Source organism: Curtobacterium sp. PhB146, from assembly GCF_004342995.1.
Lineage (GTDB): Bacteria > Actinomycetota > Actinomycetes > Actinomycetales > Microbacteriaceae > Curtobacterium.
Map to the genome: position 1 here is coordinate 1 of NZ_SMBN01000011.1, position 19,479 is coordinate 19,479.

General features: G+C 71.4%; 21 protein-coding genes and 1 rRNA gene. 17 read left to right on the forward strand and 5 right to left on the reverse strand.

Annotated features, from left to right (window positions below):
* From rrf to EDF33_RS19485, 12 genes are all read left to right on the forward strand, one after another.
* Window positions 1-87: ribosomal RNA gene (rrf, locus tag EDF33_RS19435) — 5S ribosomal RNA — on the forward strand; the annotation flags it as partial.
* A 393-nt stretch (window positions 88-480) separates the two neighbouring features.
* Window positions 481-1,491 carry a hypothetical protein gene (locus EDF33_RS19440; RefSeq protein WP_132100936.1) on the forward strand — a complete coding sequence of 337 codons (1,011 nt, stop codon included), beginning with the start codon at window positions 481-483 and terminating at the stop codon, window positions 1,489-1,491.
* A complete protein-coding gene (locus EDF33_RS19445) occupies window positions 1,482-2,291 on the forward strand; it encodes a hypothetical protein (protein ID WP_132100937.1) in 810 nt (269 codons plus the stop codon). Before EDF33_RS19440 ends, EDF33_RS19445 begins: the two co-directional genes overlap by 10 nt.
* A 31-nt stretch (window positions 2,292-2,322) precedes the next feature.
* The gene (locus tag EDF33_RS19450; RefSeq protein ID WP_131922791.1) at window positions 2,323-3,294 is read left to right on the forward strand and encodes an HAD-IIA family hydrolase; all 972 of its coding nucleotides are present in this window, start codon (window positions 2,323-2,325) and stop codon (window positions 3,292-3,294) included.
* 10 nt (window positions 3,295-3,304) lie between these two features.
* On the forward strand, window positions 3,305-3,472 hold the full coding sequence (locus EDF33_RS20330; RefSeq protein ID WP_159572718.1) for a hypothetical protein: 168 nt from the start codon (window positions 3,305-3,307) through the stop codon (window positions 3,470-3,472).
* Between the two features lie 13 nt (window positions 3,473-3,485).
* Window positions 3,486-4,298, forward strand: a complete 813-nt coding sequence (locus tag EDF33_RS19455; RefSeq protein WP_243692515.1) for a TlyA family RNA methyltransferase — start codon at window positions 3,486-3,488, stop codon at window positions 4,296-4,298.
* Window positions 4,295-5,224, forward strand: a complete 930-nt coding sequence (locus EDF33_RS19460; RefSeq protein WP_132100938.1) for an NAD kinase — start codon at window positions 4,295-4,297, stop codon at window positions 5,222-5,224. The genes EDF33_RS19455 and EDF33_RS19460 overlap by 4 nt, the downstream gene beginning before the upstream one ends.
* A 25-nt stretch (window positions 5,225-5,249) precedes the next feature.
* Window positions 5,250-6,944: a DNA repair protein RecN gene (recN, locus tag EDF33_RS19465; RefSeq protein ID WP_132100939.1), complete on the forward strand. Its 1,695-nt coding sequence runs from the start codon at window positions 5,250-5,252 to the stop codon at window positions 6,942-6,944.
* A 133-nt stretch (window positions 6,945-7,077) separates the two neighbouring features.
* Window positions 7,078-8,793: a CTP synthase gene (locus tag EDF33_RS19470; RefSeq protein ID WP_173170571.1), complete on the forward strand. Its 1,716-nt coding sequence runs from the start codon at window positions 7,078-7,080 to the stop codon at window positions 8,791-8,793.
* A gap of 162 nt (window positions 8,794-8,955) precedes the next feature.
* Window positions 8,956-9,531: an NUDIX hydrolase gene (locus EDF33_RS19475; protein WP_207906730.1), complete on the forward strand. Its 576-nt coding sequence runs from the start codon at window positions 8,956-8,958 to the stop codon at window positions 9,529-9,531.
* Complete coding sequence (locus EDF33_RS19480) at window positions 9,528-10,109, forward strand: DUF1349 domain-containing protein (RefSeq protein WP_132100940.1); 582 nt, start codon at window positions 9,528-9,530, stop codon at window positions 10,107-10,109. Before EDF33_RS19475 ends, EDF33_RS19480 begins: the two co-directional genes overlap by 4 nt.
* A 19-nt stretch (window positions 10,110-10,128) precedes the next feature.
* The gene (locus EDF33_RS19485) at window positions 10,129-11,145 is read left to right on the forward strand and encodes a site-specific tyrosine recombinase XerD (RefSeq protein ID WP_132100955.1); all 1,017 of its coding nucleotides are present in this window, start codon (window positions 10,129-10,131) and stop codon (window positions 11,143-11,145) included.
* A 114-nt stretch (window positions 11,146-11,259) separates the two neighbouring features.
* Here EDF33_RS19485 and EDF33_RS19490 read toward each other — a convergent pair whose 3' ends face one another.
* The gene (locus EDF33_RS19490) at window positions 11,260-11,706 is read right to left on the reverse strand and encodes a DUF2510 domain-containing protein (RefSeq protein WP_165918889.1); all 447 of its coding nucleotides are present in this window, start codon (window positions 11,704-11,706) and stop codon (window positions 11,260-11,262) included.
* A 123-nt stretch (window positions 11,707-11,829) separates the two neighbouring features.
* Between EDF33_RS19490 and EDF33_RS19495 the strand changes: the two genes are divergently transcribed.
* Window positions 11,830-12,288: an ASCH domain-containing protein gene (locus EDF33_RS19495; protein ID WP_243692516.1), complete on the forward strand. Its 459-nt coding sequence runs from the start codon at window positions 11,830-11,832 to the stop codon at window positions 12,286-12,288.
* A 36-nt stretch (window positions 12,289-12,324) separates the two neighbouring features.
* Here the strand turns inward: EDF33_RS19495 and EDF33_RS19500 are convergent, their stop codons facing one another.
* A complete protein-coding gene (locus EDF33_RS19500) occupies window positions 12,325-13,356 on the reverse strand; it encodes an LLM class flavin-dependent oxidoreductase (RefSeq protein ID WP_243692517.1) in 1,032 nt (343 codons plus the stop codon).
* Window positions 13,357-13,412: 56 nt separating this feature from the next.
* On the opposite strand from EDF33_RS19500, the gene EDF33_RS19505 reads away from it, so the two are divergent.
* Window positions 13,413-13,745, forward strand: a complete 333-nt coding sequence (locus EDF33_RS19505; RefSeq protein WP_111086578.1) for a TraR/DksA C4-type zinc finger protein — start codon at window positions 13,413-13,415, stop codon at window positions 13,743-13,745.
* Between the two features lie 131 nt (window positions 13,746-13,876).
* Entirely contained in the window at window positions 13,877-14,332 is a 456-nt protein-coding gene (locus EDF33_RS19510; protein WP_243648858.1) for a TIGR02611 family protein, read from the forward strand.
* 94 nt (window positions 14,333-14,426) lie between these two features.
* On the opposite strand, the gene EDF33_RS19515 is transcribed toward EDF33_RS19510, so the two are convergent.
* Window positions 14,427-15,680, reverse strand: coding sequence for an MFS transporter (locus EDF33_RS19515; RefSeq protein ID WP_123673782.1), 1,254 nt, complete (start codon window positions 15,678-15,680; stop codon window positions 14,427-14,429).
* 100 nt (window positions 15,681-15,780) lie between these two features.
* Here EDF33_RS19515 and EDF33_RS19520 point away from each other — a divergent pair, with 100 nt between their 5' ends.
* Window positions 15,781-16,146, forward strand: a complete 366-nt coding sequence (locus EDF33_RS19520) for a helix-turn-helix domain-containing protein (protein ID WP_131881720.1) — start codon at window positions 15,781-15,783, stop codon at window positions 16,144-16,146.
* Window positions 16,147-16,184: 38 nt separating this feature from the next.
* Window positions 16,185-17,750 (forward strand): methyltransferase, encoded by a 1,566-nt coding sequence (locus EDF33_RS19525; RefSeq protein WP_243692521.1) that lies wholly within the window; start codon window positions 16,185-16,187, stop codon window positions 17,748-17,750.
* Window positions 17,751-17,784: 34 nt separating this feature from the next.
* Here the strand turns inward: EDF33_RS19525 and EDF33_RS19530 are convergent, their stop codons facing one another.
* Window positions 17,785-18,645, reverse strand: coding sequence for an NAD(P)-dependent oxidoreductase (locus tag EDF33_RS19530; RefSeq protein ID WP_123341264.1), 861 nt, complete (start codon window positions 18,643-18,645; stop codon window positions 17,785-17,787).
* A gap of 222 nt (window positions 18,646-18,867) precedes the next feature.
* Entirely contained in the window at window positions 18,868-19,458 is a 591-nt protein-coding gene (locus EDF33_RS19535; protein WP_123341243.1) for a TetR/AcrR family transcriptional regulator, read from the reverse strand.
* Window positions 19,459-19,479 lie beyond the last annotated feature (21 nt).

A 19,479-nucleotide genomic window follows, 5' to 3' on the forward strand; every position in this document is an offset into this window, starting at 1 on the left:
GGTCACATTCCGAACCCGGAAGCTAAGCCTCTCAGCGCCGATGGTACTGCAAGGGGGACCTTGTGGGAGAGTAGGACGCCGCCGGACTTAACGTAAGAAGGTGTGGCCATCGGCCCTCCATCGTGAATTCGCAGGGGAGACCCTCGTTCACGGTGGTGGCCGGTGGCCCTTTCTGTTTTGCCGCTCGTCGCTCGACGTCGGCTCCGGTTCGTGATGGACTGGAGCTCGAACGTCGGTCCGACCGACGCGGCACCCAACACAACGACACAGCGGACGAACGCCCGGCCTTCGGCTCGGGCACGCGATGAGGAGCAACGGTGGCGAACGACGACGAGCGGCGGAACGACGGCGACCGGGGAGACCGACCCCGACGGGACGACCGAGCCCCTCGACGCGACGGAGGTCCGCGCGGAGACGCTGCGGGCGGAGGTCGTTGGTCGTCCGGTCCGCGTGACTTCGAACGCCGTGAGGGCGACCGCCGTGACCGTCCTGAGCGCTCCGACCGTCCGTTCCGCGACGGCGCTGCAGGTCGCGGCAGTGCGCCGCGGAGCGGTGGCGACCGTCCGTTCCGCTCCGGAGACCGTGACGATCGTCCGTCGTGGCGGAGCGATCGCGGCGACTCCGGCCGTCCGCCGCGCGGCGACGGCCCCCGCGGTGCTGAGCGTCCGCGCGACGGGGACCGTCCGTTCCGGTCGGACCGCCCCGCGCGTGACGGCGACCGTCCCGCCTACCGTGGTGGTTCGGATCGTCCGCGTCGTGATGGCGACCGTCCCGCGTACCGCGGTGGCTCGGACCGTCCCGACCGTCCCGACCGTCCCGCCCGTGATGGCGACCGTCCCGGGTACCGCGGCGGCTCCGACCGTCCCGCCCGCGATGGCGATCGTCCTGCTCACCGTGGTGGGTCGGATCGTCCGCGTCGTGATGGTGACCGCCCGTTCCAGGGCGGCTCGGATCGCCCGCGTCGTGATGGCGACCGTCCCGCGTACCGCGGTGGTTCCGACCGTCCTGCTCGCGATGGAGACCGCCCGTACCGCGGCGGCTCTGACCGCCCGGCTCGTGATGGCGACCGTCCGTCGTACCGTGGCGGTTCATCGGACCGTCCGCGTCGTGACGGCGACCGTCCCGCGTACCGCGGTGGTTCCGACCGTCCCGCGTACCGCGGTGGTTCCGACCGTCCGGCCCGCGACGGCGACCGTCCGGCCCGCGACGCCGACCGTCCGCGTCGTGACGGCGACCGTCCGTCCTTCCGGGGTGCTTCGGACCGTCCGGCCCGTGGTGGCGACCGCCCGCGTCAGGACGGTGGCGACGACCGACGCCGCTTCGGCGACGGGACGCGTCACGCCGGCGCACGGTTCGGCGAGGCAGCCCGCGACGACTGGGAAGACCGCGACCCGTACGGCACGAAGTCGATCCGACCGCGTCACGACGACCCGGACATCCCCGACGAGATCGATGCGCGCGACCTCGACCCCGCAGCGCGCATGGAGCTGAAGACGCTCAGCAAGGACAACGCCGACTGGGTCGCCCGGCACCTCGTGGCCGCGGCGCTGTTCGTCGACGAGGACCCTGCTCTGGCGAACGAGCACGCTCTGAGCGCCGCCCGCCGTGCCGGTCGCGTCGGTGTCGTCCGCGAGACCGCTGCGATCACGGCGTACCGCCTGGGGGACTTCGCGACCGCGCTGCGCGAGCTCCGCACCTACCGGCGCATCTCCGGCCGCAACGACCAGCTCCCGATGATGGTGGACTGCGAACGAGGCCTCGGCCGCCCGGAGCGCGCGCTCGAACTCGGCCGTTCGGTGGAGCGTGCCGCGCTCGACACCGCCGTGCAGGTCGAACTCGCGATCGCGATGTCCGGCGCGCGCATCGACCTCGGGAACCCCACAGCTGCCCTGGGCGAGCTGGAGATTCCACAGCTGGACCCGTCCACGGCCTACACGTGGTCACCGGCGCTCTACAGTGCTTACGCGGCCACGCTCGAAGAGCTCGGCCGCCAGGACGAGGCCGACGAGTGGTGGGCCCGTGTCGACCGTGCGGCAACGGCTCTCGCCGAAGCCGCCGACGAGAACGCTTGGGAGACAGTTGATGTGGTCGAGGAAACGCTCGAAGTCGAAGAACACGGAGACGCCGGCGAGCTCGACGACACCGACCAGCTCGACGACGACGCCGACCTCGACGACGACGAGCCAGCCCTCGCCGAGCCCGACGTCGTCGGCGAACCCGGCGACGCCGACGAGCCCGGCGAACTCGACGACGACAACCCCCGCGACGTCGACGGCTCCGCAGCCGACTGACGTCCCGACCGCGCCGACGGACGGCGTCGACGTGGTGCTCACGGACCTCGACGGCGTCGTCTACCGGGGGCGCAACGCCATCCCGCACGCGGTCGAGGCGCTCACACGGGCCTCGCTGACCGCACGGGTCGGGTACATCACCAACAACGCGTCCCGACGACCGATCGACGTCGCCGAGCACCTCGAGCGCTACGGGCTCGAGGTGTCCGAGGACGACGTCGTCACGTCGTCGCAGGCGGGCGTGCAGCTCCTGTCGACGCTGGTGCCCGCTGGTGCGACGGTGCTCGTCACCGGTGGGCTGGGACTGTCGAGCATCGTCGAGGCCGCCGGCTTCACGGTGACGACCAGTGCCGAGGACTCCCCGGCCGCGGTCATCCAGGGCTTCTCCCCGGACCTCGGGTGGAAGGAACTGGCCGAGGCGTCGTTCGCGTTGGCCGACCCGGCGATCCCGTGGGTCGCCACGAACATGGACTGGTCGATCCCGGTCGAGCGCGGCATCGCCCCCGGCAACGGCACGCTCGTGTCCGCGGTCCACCAGGCCGTGGGGCGGATGCCCGTGGTCGCCGGCAAGCCGGAGCGCCCGATCTTCGACGCCGCGGTCGAGCGGTTCGGCGGTGGGAAGACTCTGTTCATCGGTGACCGTCTCGACACCGACATCAAGGGGGCGAACGACGTCGGGATCCCGAGCGTCCTCGTGCTCACCGGCATCGACCAGGCGAAGCAGGTGCTCGCGGCCGATCAGCGCTCGCGCCCGGTGTTCGTGCTCGAGGACCTCCGTGGTCTGTCCGAGCCCTACCCGGTGACCGTCCGTCGGCAGGACGATGACGGCACCCGGTACGTCACCGTCGGCAGCGCCACCGTGGCGATGCGGGGGCACGTGGTGCGGGTGCTCGACGCGGGCAGCGACATCGATCGGCTCCGCGCCGGCGCGGCGCTGATCTGGGAGTCCGGTCTGGCCATCTACGGCCTCGACGTGGACCCGCAGCTCTACGGCGGCGAGTAGCGTGTCGGACGTGCCGAACCCCGAGCAGCCGTCCGCCGACCTGGAACCGCAGGACGAGTTCGCCGCGCGCACCTCGGCGGCCGAGACCCTGCCGCTCGTCGAACGTGCAGACGCGTTCTCGGCACTCCACGACGAGCTGCGCACGCGGCTCGAGAGCGGCGGCACCGCGAGTGCCTGAACCGGACGGAGCCGTGCCCGACGCGACCCCGGTCCGCCTCGACGCCCTGCTCGCGACACGTGGCCTCGCGCGCTCGCGCACCGCTGCCACCAAGCTCATCCAGGACGGCCGGGTGACGGTGGACGGTCGTCCTGTCGTGAAGCCCTCCACCCCGACCTCGCCGGCTGCCGACATCGTGGTCGACGCGGCCGACGAGTGGGTCTCCCGCGCTGCCCAGAAGCTGATCGGAGCGCTCGATGCGTTCGGCGTCGACCCGTCCGGCCGTGTGGTGCTCGACGTCGGTGCGAGCACGGGTGGCTTCACGCAGGTGCTCCTGGCCCGTGGTGCTCGCCGGGTCATCGCGCTCGACGTCGGGCACGGGCAACTGCACCCGACGATCGCCGTCGACGAACGTGTCGCCGTGGTCGAGGGCACCAACGCCCGCAGCCTGACCCGGTCGGACTACCTCGCGCTCGACGGCGCCGCAGCCGAGACGACCCTGGTGGTCGGCGACCTGTCCTTCATCTCGCTCCGGCTCGTGCTGCCCGCCCTGGCCGAGGCCGTCCCCGCCGACGACTTCGTCCTGTTGGTGAAGCCGCAGTTCGAGGTCGGTCGCGGTGGGGTGCGCGAGGGCATCGTGCACGATCCGGCGCTCCGCGACGACGCCCTGATGAACGTCCTGTGGGCCGCGTGGGACCTGGGCTTCGGGACCACCGGGCTCGCGGCGTCGCCCATCATCGGGACGCACGGGAACCACGAGTACCTCGCGCGCTTCCAGCGTGGTGTCGGTGGCAATCCGACAGAATGGAGAGTCCGGGCAACCGAACTCACAGAGGGGACCGCATGAGCGACGACCGGCACATCCTGCTCGTCTCCCACACGGGTCGCCGTGACTCGATCGACGCTGCGGTCGAGGTCTGCGACCTCCTGCACGCCGCCGGTCTGATCCCGGTGATGCCGTTCGACGAGTACGCCGACATCCGGCGAGCCGAAGCCTCGGTGGGGCAGGTCGACATCCTGGGAGTCGACGTCCAGGCGGACCAGCTCGAGATCGTCATCGTGCTCGGCGGCGACGGCACGATCCTGCGCGCGGCCGAACTCGTGCGCGAGACGCGGGCGCCGATCGTCGGCGTGAACCTCGGGCACGTGGGCTTCCTGGCGGAGAGCGAGCGGGACGCCCTCGCCGAGACCGTCGAGCGCGCCCTGTCGGGTGAGTACCACGTCGAGGAGCGCGTCACCCTGCAGGTCGACGTGGTCGTCGGCAACCAGACCGTCTACTCGAGTTGGGCGCTCAACGAGGCCACCATCGAGAAGGCCTCGCGCGAGCGCATGCTCGAAGTGGTGACCGAGGTCGACGGTCGCCCGCTGTCCTCGTTCGGGTGCGACGGCGTCGTCGTGTCGACCCCCACCGGGTCCACGGCGTACTCGTTCTCCGGCGGCGGTCCCATCGTCTGGCCCGACGTCGACGCCCTGCTGATGGTGCCGCTCAGCGCGCACGCCCTGTTCGCCCGCCCGATCGTGGTGGGCCCGGACTGCACGCTCGCGATCGAGGTCCTGCGGCGCACGAGCGGTGTCGGGGTGCTGTGGTGCGACGGTCGCCGGACGCACGACCTGCCGCCGGGCGCTCGCGTCGAGGTCCGACGGTCGCCGGACCCCGTGCGGGTCGCGCGCCTCAAGGACGCTCCCTTCACCGACCGGTTGGTCGCGAAGTTCCGGCTCCCGGTCACCGGGTGGCGCGGGCCGCAGACCGACGAGGACGAGGACCACCTGTGACCGGCCGAGGCGAGGAGCACCACCGATGATCGAGGAGATCGCGATCCGTGACCTCGGGGTCATCGGCGAGACCACGCTCGAACTCGGTCCGGGGTTCACCGTCGTCACGGGCGAGACCGGTGCCGGCAAGACCATGATCGTCACGGCCCTCGGGCTGTTGCTCGGTGCTCGGGCGGACGCCGGTTCGGTCCGCCGTGGTGCCTCGAGCGCCGTGGTCGAGGGCCGGTGGAACGTCCCCGAGCACGCTGCCGTCGCCGAACGCGTCGAGGACGCCGGCGGCGCGGTGGAGGACGGCGAACTGATCCTCACGCGCACGGTCTCGGCCGAGGGGCGCAGCCGTGCGACCGTCGGGGGCCGCAGCGCTCCCGTCGCGGTGCTCGGTGAACTCGCGGACCAGCTCGTGACGGTGCACGGCCAGTCCGACCAGATCCGACTGACCTCGTCGACCGCGCAGCGTGCGGCGCTCGACGGCTTCGGCGGGGCGGCGCTCGAGAAGGCCCTGAACCGGTACGTCGCCGCGTACGACGCGTGGCAGCAGCACACGGGCGAACTCGAGACACTGACGCGCGACCGCGACGAGCGGGTGGCCGAAGCCGACCGGATCCGCGCTGCCTCGGACGAGATCGAAGCGGCCGACCCGCAGCCCGGCGAGGACGTCGAGCTCGCCGAGCGCGCCGACCGGCTCGGCAACCTCGAGGAACTCCGGCTGTCCGCTGCCCTGGCGCACGAGGCCCTGTCCAGCGAGTCCCTCGACGGCGTCTCCGACGTCGTCGGCCTGGTCGAGTCCGCCCGACGCGCCGTCGAGCGGGTCGCCGACTCCGACGCCGCCCTGCAGCCCGTGCTCGAACAGATCACGGAGCTCGGCATCCAGGCGGCCGAGGCCTCGGCGAGCATCTCCAGCTACCTCGGCTCGCTCGAGCCCGAAGCCGGGCACGATCTCGAGCTCATCAACGAACGGCGCGCCCTGCTCGCCGGCCTCACCCGCAAGTACGGCGAGACCGTCGACGACGTCATCGACTACGGGCAGCGGGCGAGCGACCGCCTGCTCGAGCTGGACGGCGACGACGACCGCATCGCGGCGCTCCAGCAGTCCGTCGAACAGGACGAACAGGCACTCGGGGCGGCCGCGGCCGCGTTGACCGCTGCCCGCACGAAGGCGGCAGCGGACCTCGCGAAGCGCGTCACGACCGAGCTGAAGACGCTCGCGATGGCCGGCGCCACCCTGGTGGTCGAGGTCACCGAGGCGGGGGAGTACCGCCGACACGGACGCGACCAGGTGTCGATCCTGCTGCAGCCGCACTCCGGCACCGACCCCCGACCGATCGGCAAGGGGGCATCGGGCGGCGAGCTGTCGCGCGTGATGCTCGCGATCGAGGTCGTGATGGCCGGCAGCACGACCGTGCCGACGTTCGTCTTCGACGAGGTCGACGCCGGCGTGGGCGGTGCCGCGGCGATCGAGATCGGCCGTCGGCTGGCGAAGCTCGCCGAGCGCACGCAGGTCATCGTCGTCACCCACCTGGCGCAGGTCGCGGCGTTCGCGAACAACCACCTCAACGTGGTGAAGGACGCGAGTGGCGCCGTGACCTCGTCGAGCGTGCGACGGCTCGAGGGCGAGGACCGCCTGCAGGAGATGGCGCGGTTGCTCTCGGGGCTCGGCGACAGCGCGAGCGGCGTGGAACACGCCCGCGAACTGCTCGACGTGGCCGGCCAGACGGCCTGACCTGCCACACGGCCGCAAGCAAGCACGCGCGCCCACGCGCGCACGGCCCGAAGACCCGGCCACCCACCCCGCGCAACGCCCACGGCGAACCGAGGTCGCGCCTCCCGGCAGTTCTGACGTACGATGGAATCCCGTGGCGGACACTCTCAGCAGCGGTACCCAGGCAAACACCCCGACCCCGAAGGTGACGAAGCAGATCTTCGTGACCGGCGGGGTCGTCTCGTCTCTCGGCAAGGGCCTGACGGCAGCCAGCCTCGGCAATCTCCTGACGGCTCGCGGCCTCAAGGTCGTCATGCAGAAGCTCGACCCGTACCTCAACGTGGACCCGGGCACCATGAACCCGTTCCAGCACGGCGAGGTCTTCGTGACCGACGACGGTGCGGAGACGGACCTCGACATCGGACACTACGAGCGTTTCCTCGACATCAACCTGGCGCAGTCGGCGAACGTCACGACCGGCCAGGTGTACTCGACGGTGATCGCCAAGGAGCGTCGTGGCGAGTACCTCGGTGACACCGTGCAGGTCATCCCGCACATCACCGACGAGATCAAGCGTCGGATGCGCGAGCAGGCGGAGAACGACCCGCAGCCCGACGTCATCATCACCGAGGTCGGCGGCACCGTCGGCGACATCGAGTCGCAGCCGTTCATCGAGTCGGCGCGCCAGGTGCGCCACGAGCTCGGCCGCAACAACGTGTTCTTCGTGCACGTGTCGCTCGTGCCGTTCATGAACGCCTCGGGTGAGCAGAAGACGAAGCCGACGCAGCACTCGGTCGCCGCGCTCCGCTCGATCGGCATCCAGCCCGACGCCCTCGTGCTGCGGTCGGACCGCCCGGTGTCGGACTCGAACAAGAAGAAGATCGCGCTGATGTGCGACGTCGACGAGGACGCCGTGGTGAACGCCGTGGACGTCCCGTCGATCTACGACCTGCCGACGCTGCTGAACAACCAGGGCCTCGACCAGGTCATCGTCGACGCGCTCAAGCTCGAGGCCGGCCCGGTCGACTGGACCGCGTGGACCCCGGTGCTCCGTGCCGTGCACGAGCCGAAGAAGGACGTCACGATCGCCCTCGTCGGCAAGTACATCGACCTGCCGGACGCCTACCTGTCGGTCACCGAGGCGCTCCGTGCCGGCGGCTTCGCGCACGACGCGAAGGTGACGCTGAAGTGGGTCGTCTCCGACGACTGCACCACGCCCGAGGGCGCTGCGAAGCAGCTCGGCGACGTCGACGGCATCTGCATCCCCGGCGGGTTCGGCGTGCGCGGCATCGAGGGCAAGCTCGGCGCGCTGCGCTTCGCCCGTGAGCAGGGCATCCCGACGCTCGGCCTGTGCCTCGGCCTGCAGTGCATGGTCATCGAGTACGCCCGCCACGAGGCCGGCCTGACCGACGCGTCGAGCACCGAGTTCGACCCGGAGACCTCGACGCCGGTCATCGCGACCATGGCGGAGCAGGTGGACATCATCGCCGGCGGCGACCTGGGCGGCACCATGCGCCTCGGCCTGTACCCGGCGACGTTCAGCTCCGGCTCGTTGGCCGAGTCGCTCTACGGTGCGCCCGAGGCGTCCGAGCGCCACCGTCACCGCTACGAGGTCAACAACACGTACCGGCAGCAGATCGCGGACGCCGGCCTGGTGTTCTCGGGCACGTCGCCCGACGGCAGCCTGGTCGAGTACGTCGAGCTGCCGCGTGACGTGCACCCGTTCTACATCGCGACGCAGGCGCACCCGGAGCTGCGCTCGCGTCCGACGAACGCGCACCCGCTGTTCGCGGGGCTCGTCGCGGCCGCGATCGAGCGCCACGAGGCGTCCAGCCTGTTCGACCCGCAGAACGAGGAGCAGGTCGCGTAACGCGCGTTGTCGATGACGGGAGGCGCGGTGCCAGCTGGCACCGCGCCTCCTGTCCGTCTGTGGTCGCGCCCACGGAACCTGGTTCCGGACACGGAACCACGGAACGACGCAGTGCTGTGTCCGGAACCTGGTTCCGCGAGGGGCGCGTGCTTGGATGGTTCCGTGACTGACGCACCCATCGCTGACGAAGCCGCCTCGTTCGAGGTCACCGAGTCCACCGTCGCGTACGAGGGCGCCGTCTGGGACGTGCGCCGCGACGCGATCGCGTACCACGACGAGACGATGGTGCGGGAGTACATCGACCACACCGGTGCCGTCGCGGTCTACGCCGAGGACGACGAGGGCCGTGTCCTCGTGATCCAGCAGTACCGGCACCCGGTTCGGGTGCGCGACTGGGAGCTGCCGGCCGGGCTGTTGGACGTCGAGGGCGAGGACCTCCAGGTCGCTGCCGCCCGCGAACTCGCTGAAGAGGCCGACCTCGAAGCGGACACCTGGGAGCCGCTGGTCCGGTACAACACGTCGTCCGGCGGGAGCAACGAATTCCTGCAGGTCTACCGCGCCCGGGGCGTGCGGCCCACGACGACGGCGTTCGAGCGCGAGGCTGAGGAAGCCGACATCGTGAAGCGGTGGGTGCCGCGGGCCGAGCTGGTGGAGGCGATCCTCGATGGTCGGCTGCACAACTCCGGGCTGGTCGTGGCCGTGCTCGCGGTGGATGCGCTCGAGCGAGGCCGCGCATGAGCCTGCGAGAACTGGTCGACGCGGCGACGTGGACGCACGAGCCCGAGGCCGTGGAGTTCGACGGCGACGTGCTGCGCGTGACCGCGGTCGAGGGCAGCGACGCCTGGCGGACCACGTCGTACGGGTTCGTCCACGACTCCGAGCACGCGCTGGTGCAGCCCCTCGACGGGTCGTTCTCGGTCGAGGCATCGTTCGTCCTCGACTACACGGAGCAGTTCGACCAGGCCGGTCTCTTCCTGCGCGTCGACGAGCGGAACTGGATCAAGGCCGGTGTCGAGTTCTCCGACGGGACGCCGCAGCTCGGCGCCGTGGTGACCCGTCACTTCTCGGACTGGTCGGTGGCGCCCATGCCGGAGTGGGTGGGACGTGTGGTGACCGTCCGGGCCAGCCGCGACGGTGATGCCGTGACCGTCCGGGCGTGGGCCGACGACGAGGAACCCCGGCTGGTGCGGGTTGCGTACCTCGATCCCGATGCTGCCGTGTCGGCCGGACTGTTGTGTGCAGCTCCGACGCGAGCCGGCCTGACCGTGACGTTCACCGGGTACCGGGTCGGGGCCCCCGACGAGGCACTGCACTGACCGTGCGCCTGCTGTCGTGATTCCCCTGGACCGTGCCACGGAGACGTACCTGCGGCACGTCGCGATCGAGCGCGGGCTGTCGCAGCACACGCTGTCGGCGTACCGGCGTGACCTGGCGGTGTTCACCTCGTGGCTGGCGACGGCTTCGGTCGTCGAGTCCGACGGTGCCGACCGGGCCGGCGGGGCATCTGCGATCGACGACGTCGGGCGGCTCGCTCGGGCAGACGTCTCGGAGTTCGTGACCTACCTGGCGACGAAGCCGGACGGTCCGCTGGCACCGAGGTCGATCGCCCGGATGCTCAGCTCGGTGCGCTCGTTCACGGCCTTCGCGGCGGGGGAGGGCTGGCTGCCGCTCGACCCCGGTACCGCCGTCCGGCCGCCGAAGGCCCCGATGCGGCTGCCGAAGGCGATCTCGGTGGAGGACATGGAGCGGCTGCTCGGAGCGGTGTCGACGGACGTCTCCGCAGACGGCGCTTCCGGTGTGGACGACCCCGTGCGGCTGCGGGACAAGGCGTTGCTCGAACTGCTCTACGCCACCGGCGCGCGGATCTCCGAGGCGGTAGGGCTGTCGGTGGACGACGTGACGACGCTGTCCGACGACTCGGCTCCGGACGCCGACGGTCTCGCCGTCGTGAAGGTCACCGGCAAGGGGAACAAGCAGCGGGTCGTGCCGCTCGGCAGTTTCGCCCGGGCGGCGATCGACGCCTACCTGGTGCGTGCGCGGCCGGTGTTCGCGGTACGAGGTCCGTCGACACCGGCGCTGTTCCTCGGTGCCCGTGGAGCGCGGCTGTCGCGGCAGAGCGCCTGGCTCGTGATCCAGTCCGCCGCTGCTGCCGCCGACCTGGAGGCGCACGTGTCGCCGCACACCTTCCGGCACTCGTTCGCGACGCACCTGCTCGAGGGCGGGGCTGACGTGCGCGTGGTGCAGGAATTGCTCGGGCACGCGAGCGTCGCGACGACCCAGATCTACACGATGGTGACGGCGGACATGCTGCGGGACGTGTACCAGACGGCGCATCCGCGGTCGCGGCGGTAGGTCTCGTCGTTCGGCGGGCCCGGGCGTGCACTTCGTGAGCAGAAATGGTCGGGTCGCTGGTCGGCACCCGACCATTTCTGCTCACGAAGTCGGACGGTGACGGCCCCGGATGCCTCAGAAGAGGTGAAACTGGGCCGACGCCGCCACCGCGCCCGTCGCGACCGCGACCACCACCGCGCTCGAGGACGCACTCCTCGCAGCGACCGCCCACCCGCCGGTCGCGCCGGGACGAACGACACCGACCAGCCCGCACACGAGAGCGAGCGCGCTGCTGACACCCAGCGGGTTGACGAGGATCGACGTCAGGGCCAGCAGCACCGCGAGCACCGTGAACACGCACAACCGGCGGTCGCGACCGCCGCCGGACGCCCACGCGTGGGTCCGGATCGATGCCGTGTGCACCGAGAACGCGGGGCCGACGGGTGCAACGACGATCGGCAGGACCGGTTCCGGAGCACTCGGCAGGACACGGGTCGCGGCACCCCAGGCGTGACCGTCCCACCAGCGGAGACGACTGGCGTCCTGCGGGTCCGGGAACCAGCCTGCGGCCGGCAGTGTCACGGGGACTCCTCGAGGTGCGGCGGATGGTGCTCCTCGACGGTAGGGGACGCCGCCCCGCCGCCACAGTCCCAAGGCGGGTGTCGGCACAAGTGCGGACACCCGGCGGTGCGCTACGGTCGGCTGGTGACCGCGAGCCTGGACGACTTCTGGAACGAACGGCGCGACGAGGCTCCGGAACTGCCGGCCGAGGTGCCGGAGGCGTGGTCGTTCGGTGCCGCTCCGGAGCAGGCAGACGAGCTGCTCGGCCTGGTGCTCCGCGGGGTCAAGGACGGCACAGCGTCAGCGCTCTGGGACTACGAGGCGACGGGTGACCCGCTCCCCGCGACCGGTGAGTGCAGCATCGTGACCGACGGTGCCGGTGTTCCCCGGGCCGTCATCGAGACGACGGACGTCCGGATCGTCCCGTTCGACGCCGTCGGGGCCGAGCACGCGCGCGCCGAAGGCGAAGGAGACCGGACTCTCGAGCACTGGCGCACGGTGCACGAGGCGTACTGGCGCGCGCACTCCGAGAACCCGCGCGGCTTCGAACCGGACATGCCGGTGGTCTGCGAGCGCTTCCGGCTGATCTGGCCGACGCCGTAGACGCAGCCGCCGACCGTCAGCGCCTGACCGAGCAGATCAGGCCAGGACGGGTGCCGCGTCGACCTCGGTGAACACGTCCTTCACGGCGGCGAGCAGCCGCGCGTTGAAGTCGACGCCGAGCTGGTTCGGCACCGTGACGAGCACGGTGTCGGCAGCGCGGACCGCCTGGTCGGCCGCGAGCTCCGCGACGAGGTCCTCGGGCGAGCCGATGTACGAGCGGCCGAAGCGGGCGAGCCCGCCGTCGAGGTGCCCGACCTGGTCCTGCCCCTCGACCTGTGCGCGGACGCCGAAGTAGTGCCGCGACTCGTCGTCGATGATCGGGATGATGCTGCGGGAGACGGAGACGCGCGGGGTCCGCTCCCAGCCCGACTCCGCCCACACTCGACGGAAGCGCTCGATCTGTTCGGCCTGCAGTTCGTCGAACGGCACGCCGGTGTCCTCGGTGAGCAGGGTCGACGACATCAGGTTCATGCCCTGCTCGGCGGTCCACTCGGCGGTGGCTCGTGTGCCGGCGCCCCACCAGATGCGGTCGCCGAGCGAGTCGGAGAGCGGGGAGACCGGCAACGATCCGACCGAGCCGGTCATCTGCGGGTTGGCGTTCGCCATCGGTTCGCCGGCGATGGCGCGACGGAACACGCTGGTGTGCGCGCGGGCCATGTCGCCGCCGTTCTCGTCGGACGCGTCCGGCACGTAGCCGAACTGCTGGTAACCGGCGAGGGCGGTCTCGGGTGAGCCACGGGAGACGCCGAGCTGCAGTCGTCCGCCGGAGATCAGGTCGGTCGCCGCGGCCTCCTCGGCCATGTAGAGCGGGTTCTCGTAGCGCATGTCGATCACGCCGGTCCCGATCTCGATGCGGCTGGTCTTCGCGGCGATCGCGGACAGCAGGGGGAACGGTGCTGCCTGCTGCGGTGCGAAGTGGTGCACGCGGAAGTAGGCGCCGTCGACGCCGGCCTCTTCGGCAGCGACCGCGAGGTCGATCGCCTGCACCAGGGACTCACGCCCGCTGCGCACCTTCGACCCCGGCACGTCGCGCCAGTGTCCGAACGACAGGAACCCGATCTTCGTCATGTCGATGCAAACGCATCCGGAGAGTCGGGCATTCCGTCACGACTACGGTGTCCGCCATGGACGACCCCCGCACCGCGCTCGACACGGAACGCGCTCGCAACGAACGGCTGCTCGCCGACGTCGAGCGGAGCATGCGTGACGTCAGTGACGCCCGCCAGGATGCCAACTCCGACGACGAGCACGACCCCGAGGGCGCGACCCTCGCGTGGGAGCGCGGCTCGCTCGGTGCCGTCCGCGACGCGGCCCGGCAGCGGATCGAGCAGGTGGACGCCGCGCTCGCGCGGCTCGACGCCGGCACCTACGGAACCTGCGCGGTCGGCGGCGAACCGATCCCAGCGGCACGATTGGCCGCCGTCCCGTGGGCCGCGACGTGCGTCGCCCACGCGTGACGGGCCTCCCGGCGGACACTCGCTGACGGACGGGAGGCGCGGCGCATCCCCGCCACACGTCCTCCGTCACGCGCACCGCGCGTCCACCGCGTGCGCCGCGGATTCCCAGCCGCACGCCCTACGTTTTCGGCATGGACGGCGACGCGAACGACGGACCCGGCGAGAGCCGGACCGACGGTGCGCCGCGTCAGCGCTTCCAGTGGTTCCACGACATGCGGACCTGGATCCACGCCAGGCCGCACCTGCACCTCTTCTACAAGGTGCTCGTCGGCATCGTCGGCGGGTTGGTCGTCATCATCGGACTCATCCTGGTGCCGCTGCCCGGGCCGGGATGGCTCGTGGTGTTCATCGGACTCACGGTGCTGGCGAGCGAGTTCCACTTCTTCCACAAGATCATCGTGTGGCTCAAGGCGCAGCTGCACCGCTTCTGGGACTGGGCCAAGCGGCACGGACCGAAGCGCCTGCGTGATGCTGCCGACCGGGGCAAGGCCGACGTCGACGCCGCCCACACGGGTGCTGCTCGGACGGTCGGGGTTCGTGCTCGTGGACGGGCGCGCGGCGCGAACTCGGCGCACCCGGGCCACTAGCCGTCAGCTGGTGCGAGGTTGATCACTCCGTGCGGTGCTGTGGCCTCGCACCGTGTGGCCAACCTCGCACCAAGCGGGTGCCGGGCGCCGGCCGCTACTCCGCCGCGACGCGGATCGAGCCGGTGGCGGTGCGCTCGATGACCTCGGCGGCCTGCTCCTCGACGGCGGCCGCGTCCTTCGACGTCAGCTGCAGCACGAGCGCGACGACGGCAGCGAGGACGATGAACCCGCCGTACCCGGCGATGACGGGGACGAGTCCGATCGACGGTTCGAGCAGCCCACCGATGACGGCGGGGACCCCGAACGCCAGGTAGCTGACGACGTAGATCGTCGAGAGCAGTCCGGCGCGGTGGGTCGGTGCCGCGGTCGCGAGCAGCATCCGCAGCGGTGCCTGGAACCCGGCACCGAAGCCGACACCGGCGATCGCACTGCCGACGACGAGGCCGGGCAGGGAGTGGGCCATCACGAACGCCACGGTCACGATCGGGCCGAGCACCAGGGCGACGAGCCCGACGAGCACCGCGCGGCGAGCGTCCATCCGCTGCGTCGCGAGTCCGGTCAGTGCACCGACGCCCGTGACGACGGCGATGAGTGCGCCGGCCGCGAAGTGGTTCGTGATGCCGAACACGGCACCGAGGGCCGAGGGGACGAGTGAGAGGAACATGCCGCCGAGGGCCCAGCTGGCGACGAGGGAACCGACGACCCCGCGGAACAGTCGACGCGAGCTCCGCGGCACGCTGATCGTCGGACGCAGCGAACGGAGTGCTCCGGGGCGCCGTTGGACCTGCTCGGGGACCACGAACAGCGCCAGCACGAGGAGCACGAGCAGCGCTCCGAAGACCAGGTAGACGAGCTGCTCCGGCGCCGGACCCCACTGCACGAGTGCACCGCTCGACATCGCACCGGTGGCGAGTGCGATCGGCGGGATGACACCGTTCAGCACGCCGGCCAGGGTCGGGTGCCGCTCGAGCGAGTTGTCGATGAGGGCCGCCCCGAGCGCACCGATCAGGAGTCCGACGGAGACGCCCTGCACGATGCGGTCGACGATGAGCGCGCCGACGCCGTCCGCGATCGCGAACAGTCCGAGCGACAGGGCGACGCCCAGGCCTCCGGCGACGAGCACGGGCTTGCGGCCGACGTGGTCGGACAGCCGCCCGGCGATGAGCAGGCTCGCGAGCAACCCGGCGACGTAGATGGCGAAGACGCCGGTCAGCATGAGCGGCGTGAGGTGCCACTCGGCGGCGTAGACCGGGTAGATCGGCGAGGGGACCGCGGACGACGCGACCGACACCAGGAGCATCGCCGCGAGGATCCAGAACCCGGCGACCGAGCGAGCTGACTGCTGCATGAGCATCCTTCCGATGGTCCGTTGTACGACTGCATTCGTACCGCAGTCCGCAGTACGACGCAAGTCGTACAGCAAGCCGAACGGTGGTAGCGTCCCGTCCATGCCCGCGCACGTCGATGCCCCCGAGCGGCTGCCCCAGCCGTCCGCGGCCGAGATGGACCTCCCCGTCGTCCTGGACGCCCTGAGTGACCCGATCCGGTTGGCGATCCTGCACCGCTACCTCGTCGACGCCGCCGGTGGCGAACGGAGCTGCGGCTGGGTCGGGATCGACCGACCGAAGTCCACGCTCACCCACCACTTCCGGGTCCTGCGCGAGGCCGGACTGCTCGAACAGCACCTCGAGGGCCTGACCCGCATCAGCCGGGTCCGGATCGAGGACGTGCAGCAGCGGTTTCCGGGGCTGCTCGACCTGGTGCTCGACTGGCAGGTGCCCGCGGCGCTGCTCCGCGACGGGATCGAGTCGTGAGCACGGTACCCGGCGCGGGTGCCGGCGCCGGGGAGTCCGTGCACACGCTCCCCGACATCGGTGCTGACCCGGCCGTGACGACGGCGCTCGCCGCGGACCTCGACGCCGCCGGCTTCACCGTCGACCGGGTCGACGCACTCTGGGGGACCGAAGCGGCCGCATCGCTGCACCGGGGGTCGCGAGTGGCGGCCCTCCGTGCCCTGGCTGCTCGAGAGACATCCCCGCTCGGCACCCTCGCCACCCTGTTCGTGCTCGGACTGCCGACGTCCCGCGCGGACGCCGCAGCCGCGTTCCCGACCGCCGGGCTCGACGCCGTGGTCGCGGCAGGGCTGCTGCGGGTCTGTGGCACTGACACCGACACCGACACCGACGCCGCAGTCGTGGAGCCGACGGTGGACCTGCGTCCCTACGCCTTCGTCGACGACCTCGGCGCCGGCAGCTGGTGGATCGTCTCGGACCTCGGCGAACTCGCCCTCGGCCACGCGATCAGCGAGGAGCACGTCCTCGGCATCGGCGGCGCCACCACCACGCTGAGCGGCCTGCAGGTCCCCGTCCCCGTCCGCACGGTCCTCGACCTCGGCACCGGCTGCGGGATCCAGGCCATGCACGCCCGACGCTTCGCCGAGCACGTGGTCGCCACCGACATCTCGCGCCGCGCCCTCGACATCGCCCGGTTCAACGCGCAGCTCAACGGCATCGACGGCATCGACTTCCGGTACGGCTCCCTCTTCGAGCCCGTCGCGGGGGAGCGGTTCGACCGCATCGTGTCGAACCCGCCGTTCGTCATCACACCCCGTCGGCCGGGTGTCCCCTCGTACGAGTACCGCGACGGCGGCATGGTCGGCGATGCGCTCGTCGAGACCGTGCTCCGCGGCCTGTCCGAGCACCTCGAGCCCGGTGGGACCGCGCAGCTGCTCGGCAACTGGGAGTACCACTGGGGCGTCGACGGGCTCGACCGTGTGCGCAGCTGGTTCGCGGACACCGACCTCGACGCGTGGGTCATCGAGCGCGAGCGCCAGGACCCCACGTCGTACGCCGAGACCTGGATCCGCGACGGCGGCACGAAGCCCGGGACGCCCGAGTTCGACACGCTCATGGGCGCCTGGCTCGACGACTTCGCGGACCGCCGCGTCACCGGCGTCGGTTTCGGGTACGTCGTGGTGCGTCGAGCCCTGCCAGGAGGCACGGCGAGCCTCCGCCGGTTCGAGCGCGTCCCCGAGACGCTCGGCTCCAACCCCGCCGGGCTCGGCGCCACGGTCGCTCGCGTCCTCGACGCGGCCGCGTGGCTCGCCGCGCACGACGACGCCGCGCTCGCCACGGCACACCTGACGGTGGCGGGCGACGTCACCGAGGAGCGCTACTACTGGCCGGGCAACGACGACCCCACGGTGATGACGCTCGTGCAGGGCGGCGGACTCGGACGGCGGGTGGACGCGGACACGGCGCTCGCTGCGTTCGTCGGAGCCTGCGACGGGGACTTGTCCGTCGCAGCGATCGTCGGCGCACTGGCTCAGATCACGGGTGTCGACGAGCAGGTGCTCGCCGCCGACCTGTTGCCGGCGGCGCGCGACCTGGTGCTCGACGGGCTGCTGCTGCCGGCCTAGCGAAGGGGCTGCTCAGCGGCGGACGCGGGCGCTGCTAACGGCCGTCGCGCCAGCTGTGCTCGGGGGCGTAGCCGAGCAGCTCGCGGGCCTTCTCGGACGACAGCAGCGAGCTGACGCCGTCGATGTCCGCGCGACGCTCGATGTCGGGCACGTAGCGCTCGACGAGCTCGATCGTCGGGGTGTCCATCACGGTGTCGGGGCTCGCGATGACGAACGCCTCGAACCCGGTGAGCTCGGCCTCGACGGCCTTGCGGACCGCCTGGGCACCGTCACGCGAGTCGATGTAGGACCACAGGTTGAAGGTCTTCGCCTCGGGGGTGGCGTCCCACGGGAACGCCGGGTAGTCGGTCTCGTCCATCACGTTCGAGAACCGCAGGCCGATCATCTTCAGCTCCGGGTCCCAGCGGGTGAAGTGGCGGGCCATCTCCTCTTCGACCGCCTTGCCGAGCGAGTACGACGACTGCGGGCGGACCGCGAACTCCTCGTCGACGGGCAGGTAGGGCGGGTGGTGCTCGCCCATCGGGATGCCGAGCAGGGTCTCGCTCGACGCCCACACCAGGTTCTTGACCTTCGCGGCGCGTGCGGCGTGGAAGACGTTGATCGACGCCGTCACGTTGTTCGTGATGAGCGCCACGTCGGGGACCTGCCCCGGAGCGGGCACGGCCGCGAGGTGCACGACGGCGTCCACGTGGTCGTACCGGTCGTCGATGCCGAGCAGGGCGTTCAGGACCTGGCCGTAGTCGGTCAGGTCGATCCGGACGAACTGCACGCCCTCGGGCTGGTCGGGGGAGGGCACGCGGTCGAGCAGCACCACGTCGTACCCGTGCGCATCGAGGTCGCGCACCACCGCTCGTCCGAGCTTGCCGCTGCCGCCGGTCACCACTACACGCGTCATCGCGTCACTCCACATCGTCGTCGGGTCGCCCTCCGGGCACGCCCCATCCTGCCCGGCGCCGCCTGACCCGACCAGGCCCTGTCCGTACCCCGCTCCGCCGCGCGAACCAGGTTCCGGACACGACACCACGGAATCGCTCGGTGCTGTGTCCGGAACCTGGTTCCGGCGGGGCGCGCGCGGGAGCGTCGGCGGGGAACGCGCGGGGCCGTCGGCGGGGGAGCGTCAGGCGGTGGGGGCGACCTGGGCGATCGCGAGCCGGGCCACGAGCTCGACGTGCTGCGCCATGTCCCGCGACGGGTCGAACAGCCACTGGATCTGCATGCCGTCGGACACCGCGAGCAGCACGCTCGTCAGTTCCTCGGCATCGACGTCGGCGCGGAGCCGTCCGTCCTGCTGCATGGTGCGGAAGTCGGCGGACAGGTCGCGACGGCTGCGCTCGTAGCGCTCTTGGAAGTACGCGTGCGCGGGGTGCTCGGGGTCGGTCGCAGCGGCGGCGGAGAGGTTGACGAACATCTGCACCAGGCCGGGGACCTCGGCGTTGTGCCGGACGATCGCGGCGAGCAGGGCGGCCGGGTCCGGCGCCTGCCAGTCGTGGGCGAGGTCGAGCTCGTCGCGTCGTCGCAGGATCTCGACCCAGAGCTCGTCCTTGGAGTCGAAGTAGTGCAGCAGGCCGGCCTGGGTCAGCCCGACGGCGTCGGCGATGTCCTTGATGCTGGTGCGGCGGAACCCCTGTGAGGCGACGAGGTCGAGCGCGACCGTGAGGATCTCCTCGCGCTTCGCGATGCCCTTCGCGTACGAACCCCGTCGTGCCATGGCAGGACTGTACCGCTCGGA

Bases quoted from the DNA above. Each gene is read 5' to 3' on its own strand.
- EDF33_RS19445 (WP_132100937.1), top strand. From the start codon at position 1,482: ATGGAGCTGAAGACGCTCAGCAAGGACAACGCCGACTGGGTCGCCCGG.
- EDF33_RS19460 (WP_132100938.1), top strand. From the start codon at position 4,295: ATGAGCGACGACCGGCACATCCTGCTCGTCTCCCACACGGGTCGCCGT.
- recN (WP_132100939.1), top strand. From the start codon at position 5,250: ATGATCGAGGAGATCGCGATCCGTGACCTCGGGGTCATCGGCGAGACC.
- EDF33_RS19480 (WP_132100940.1), top strand. From the start codon at position 9,528: ATGAGCCTGCGAGAACTGGTCGACGCGGCGACGTGGACGCACGAGCCC.
- EDF33_RS19500 (WP_243692517.1), bottom strand. From the start codon at position 13,356: ATGACGAAGATCGGGTTCCTGTCGTTCGGACACTGGCGCGACGTGCCG.
- EDF33_RS19505 (WP_111086578.1), top strand. From the start codon at position 13,413: ATGGACGACCCCCGCACCGCGCTCGACACGGAACGCGCTCGCAACGAA.
- EDF33_RS19510 (WP_243648858.1), top strand. From the start codon at position 13,877: ATGGACGGCGACGCGAACGACGGACCCGGCGAGAGCCGGACCGACGGT.
- EDF33_RS19515 (WP_123673782.1), bottom strand. From the start codon at position 15,680: ATGCAGCAGTCAGCTCGCTCGGTCGCCGGGTTCTGGATCCTCGCGGCG.
- EDF33_RS19520 (WP_131881720.1), top strand. From the start codon at position 15,781: ATGCCCGCGCACGTCGATGCCCCCGAGCGGCTGCCCCAGCCGTCCGCG.
- EDF33_RS19530 (WP_123341264.1), bottom strand. From the start codon at position 18,645: ATGACGCGTGTAGTGGTGACCGGCGGCAGCGGCAAGCTCGGACGAGCG.
- EDF33_RS19535 (WP_123341243.1), bottom strand. From the start codon at position 19,458: ATGGCACGACGGGGTTCGTACGCGAAGGGCATCGCGAAGCGCGAGGAG.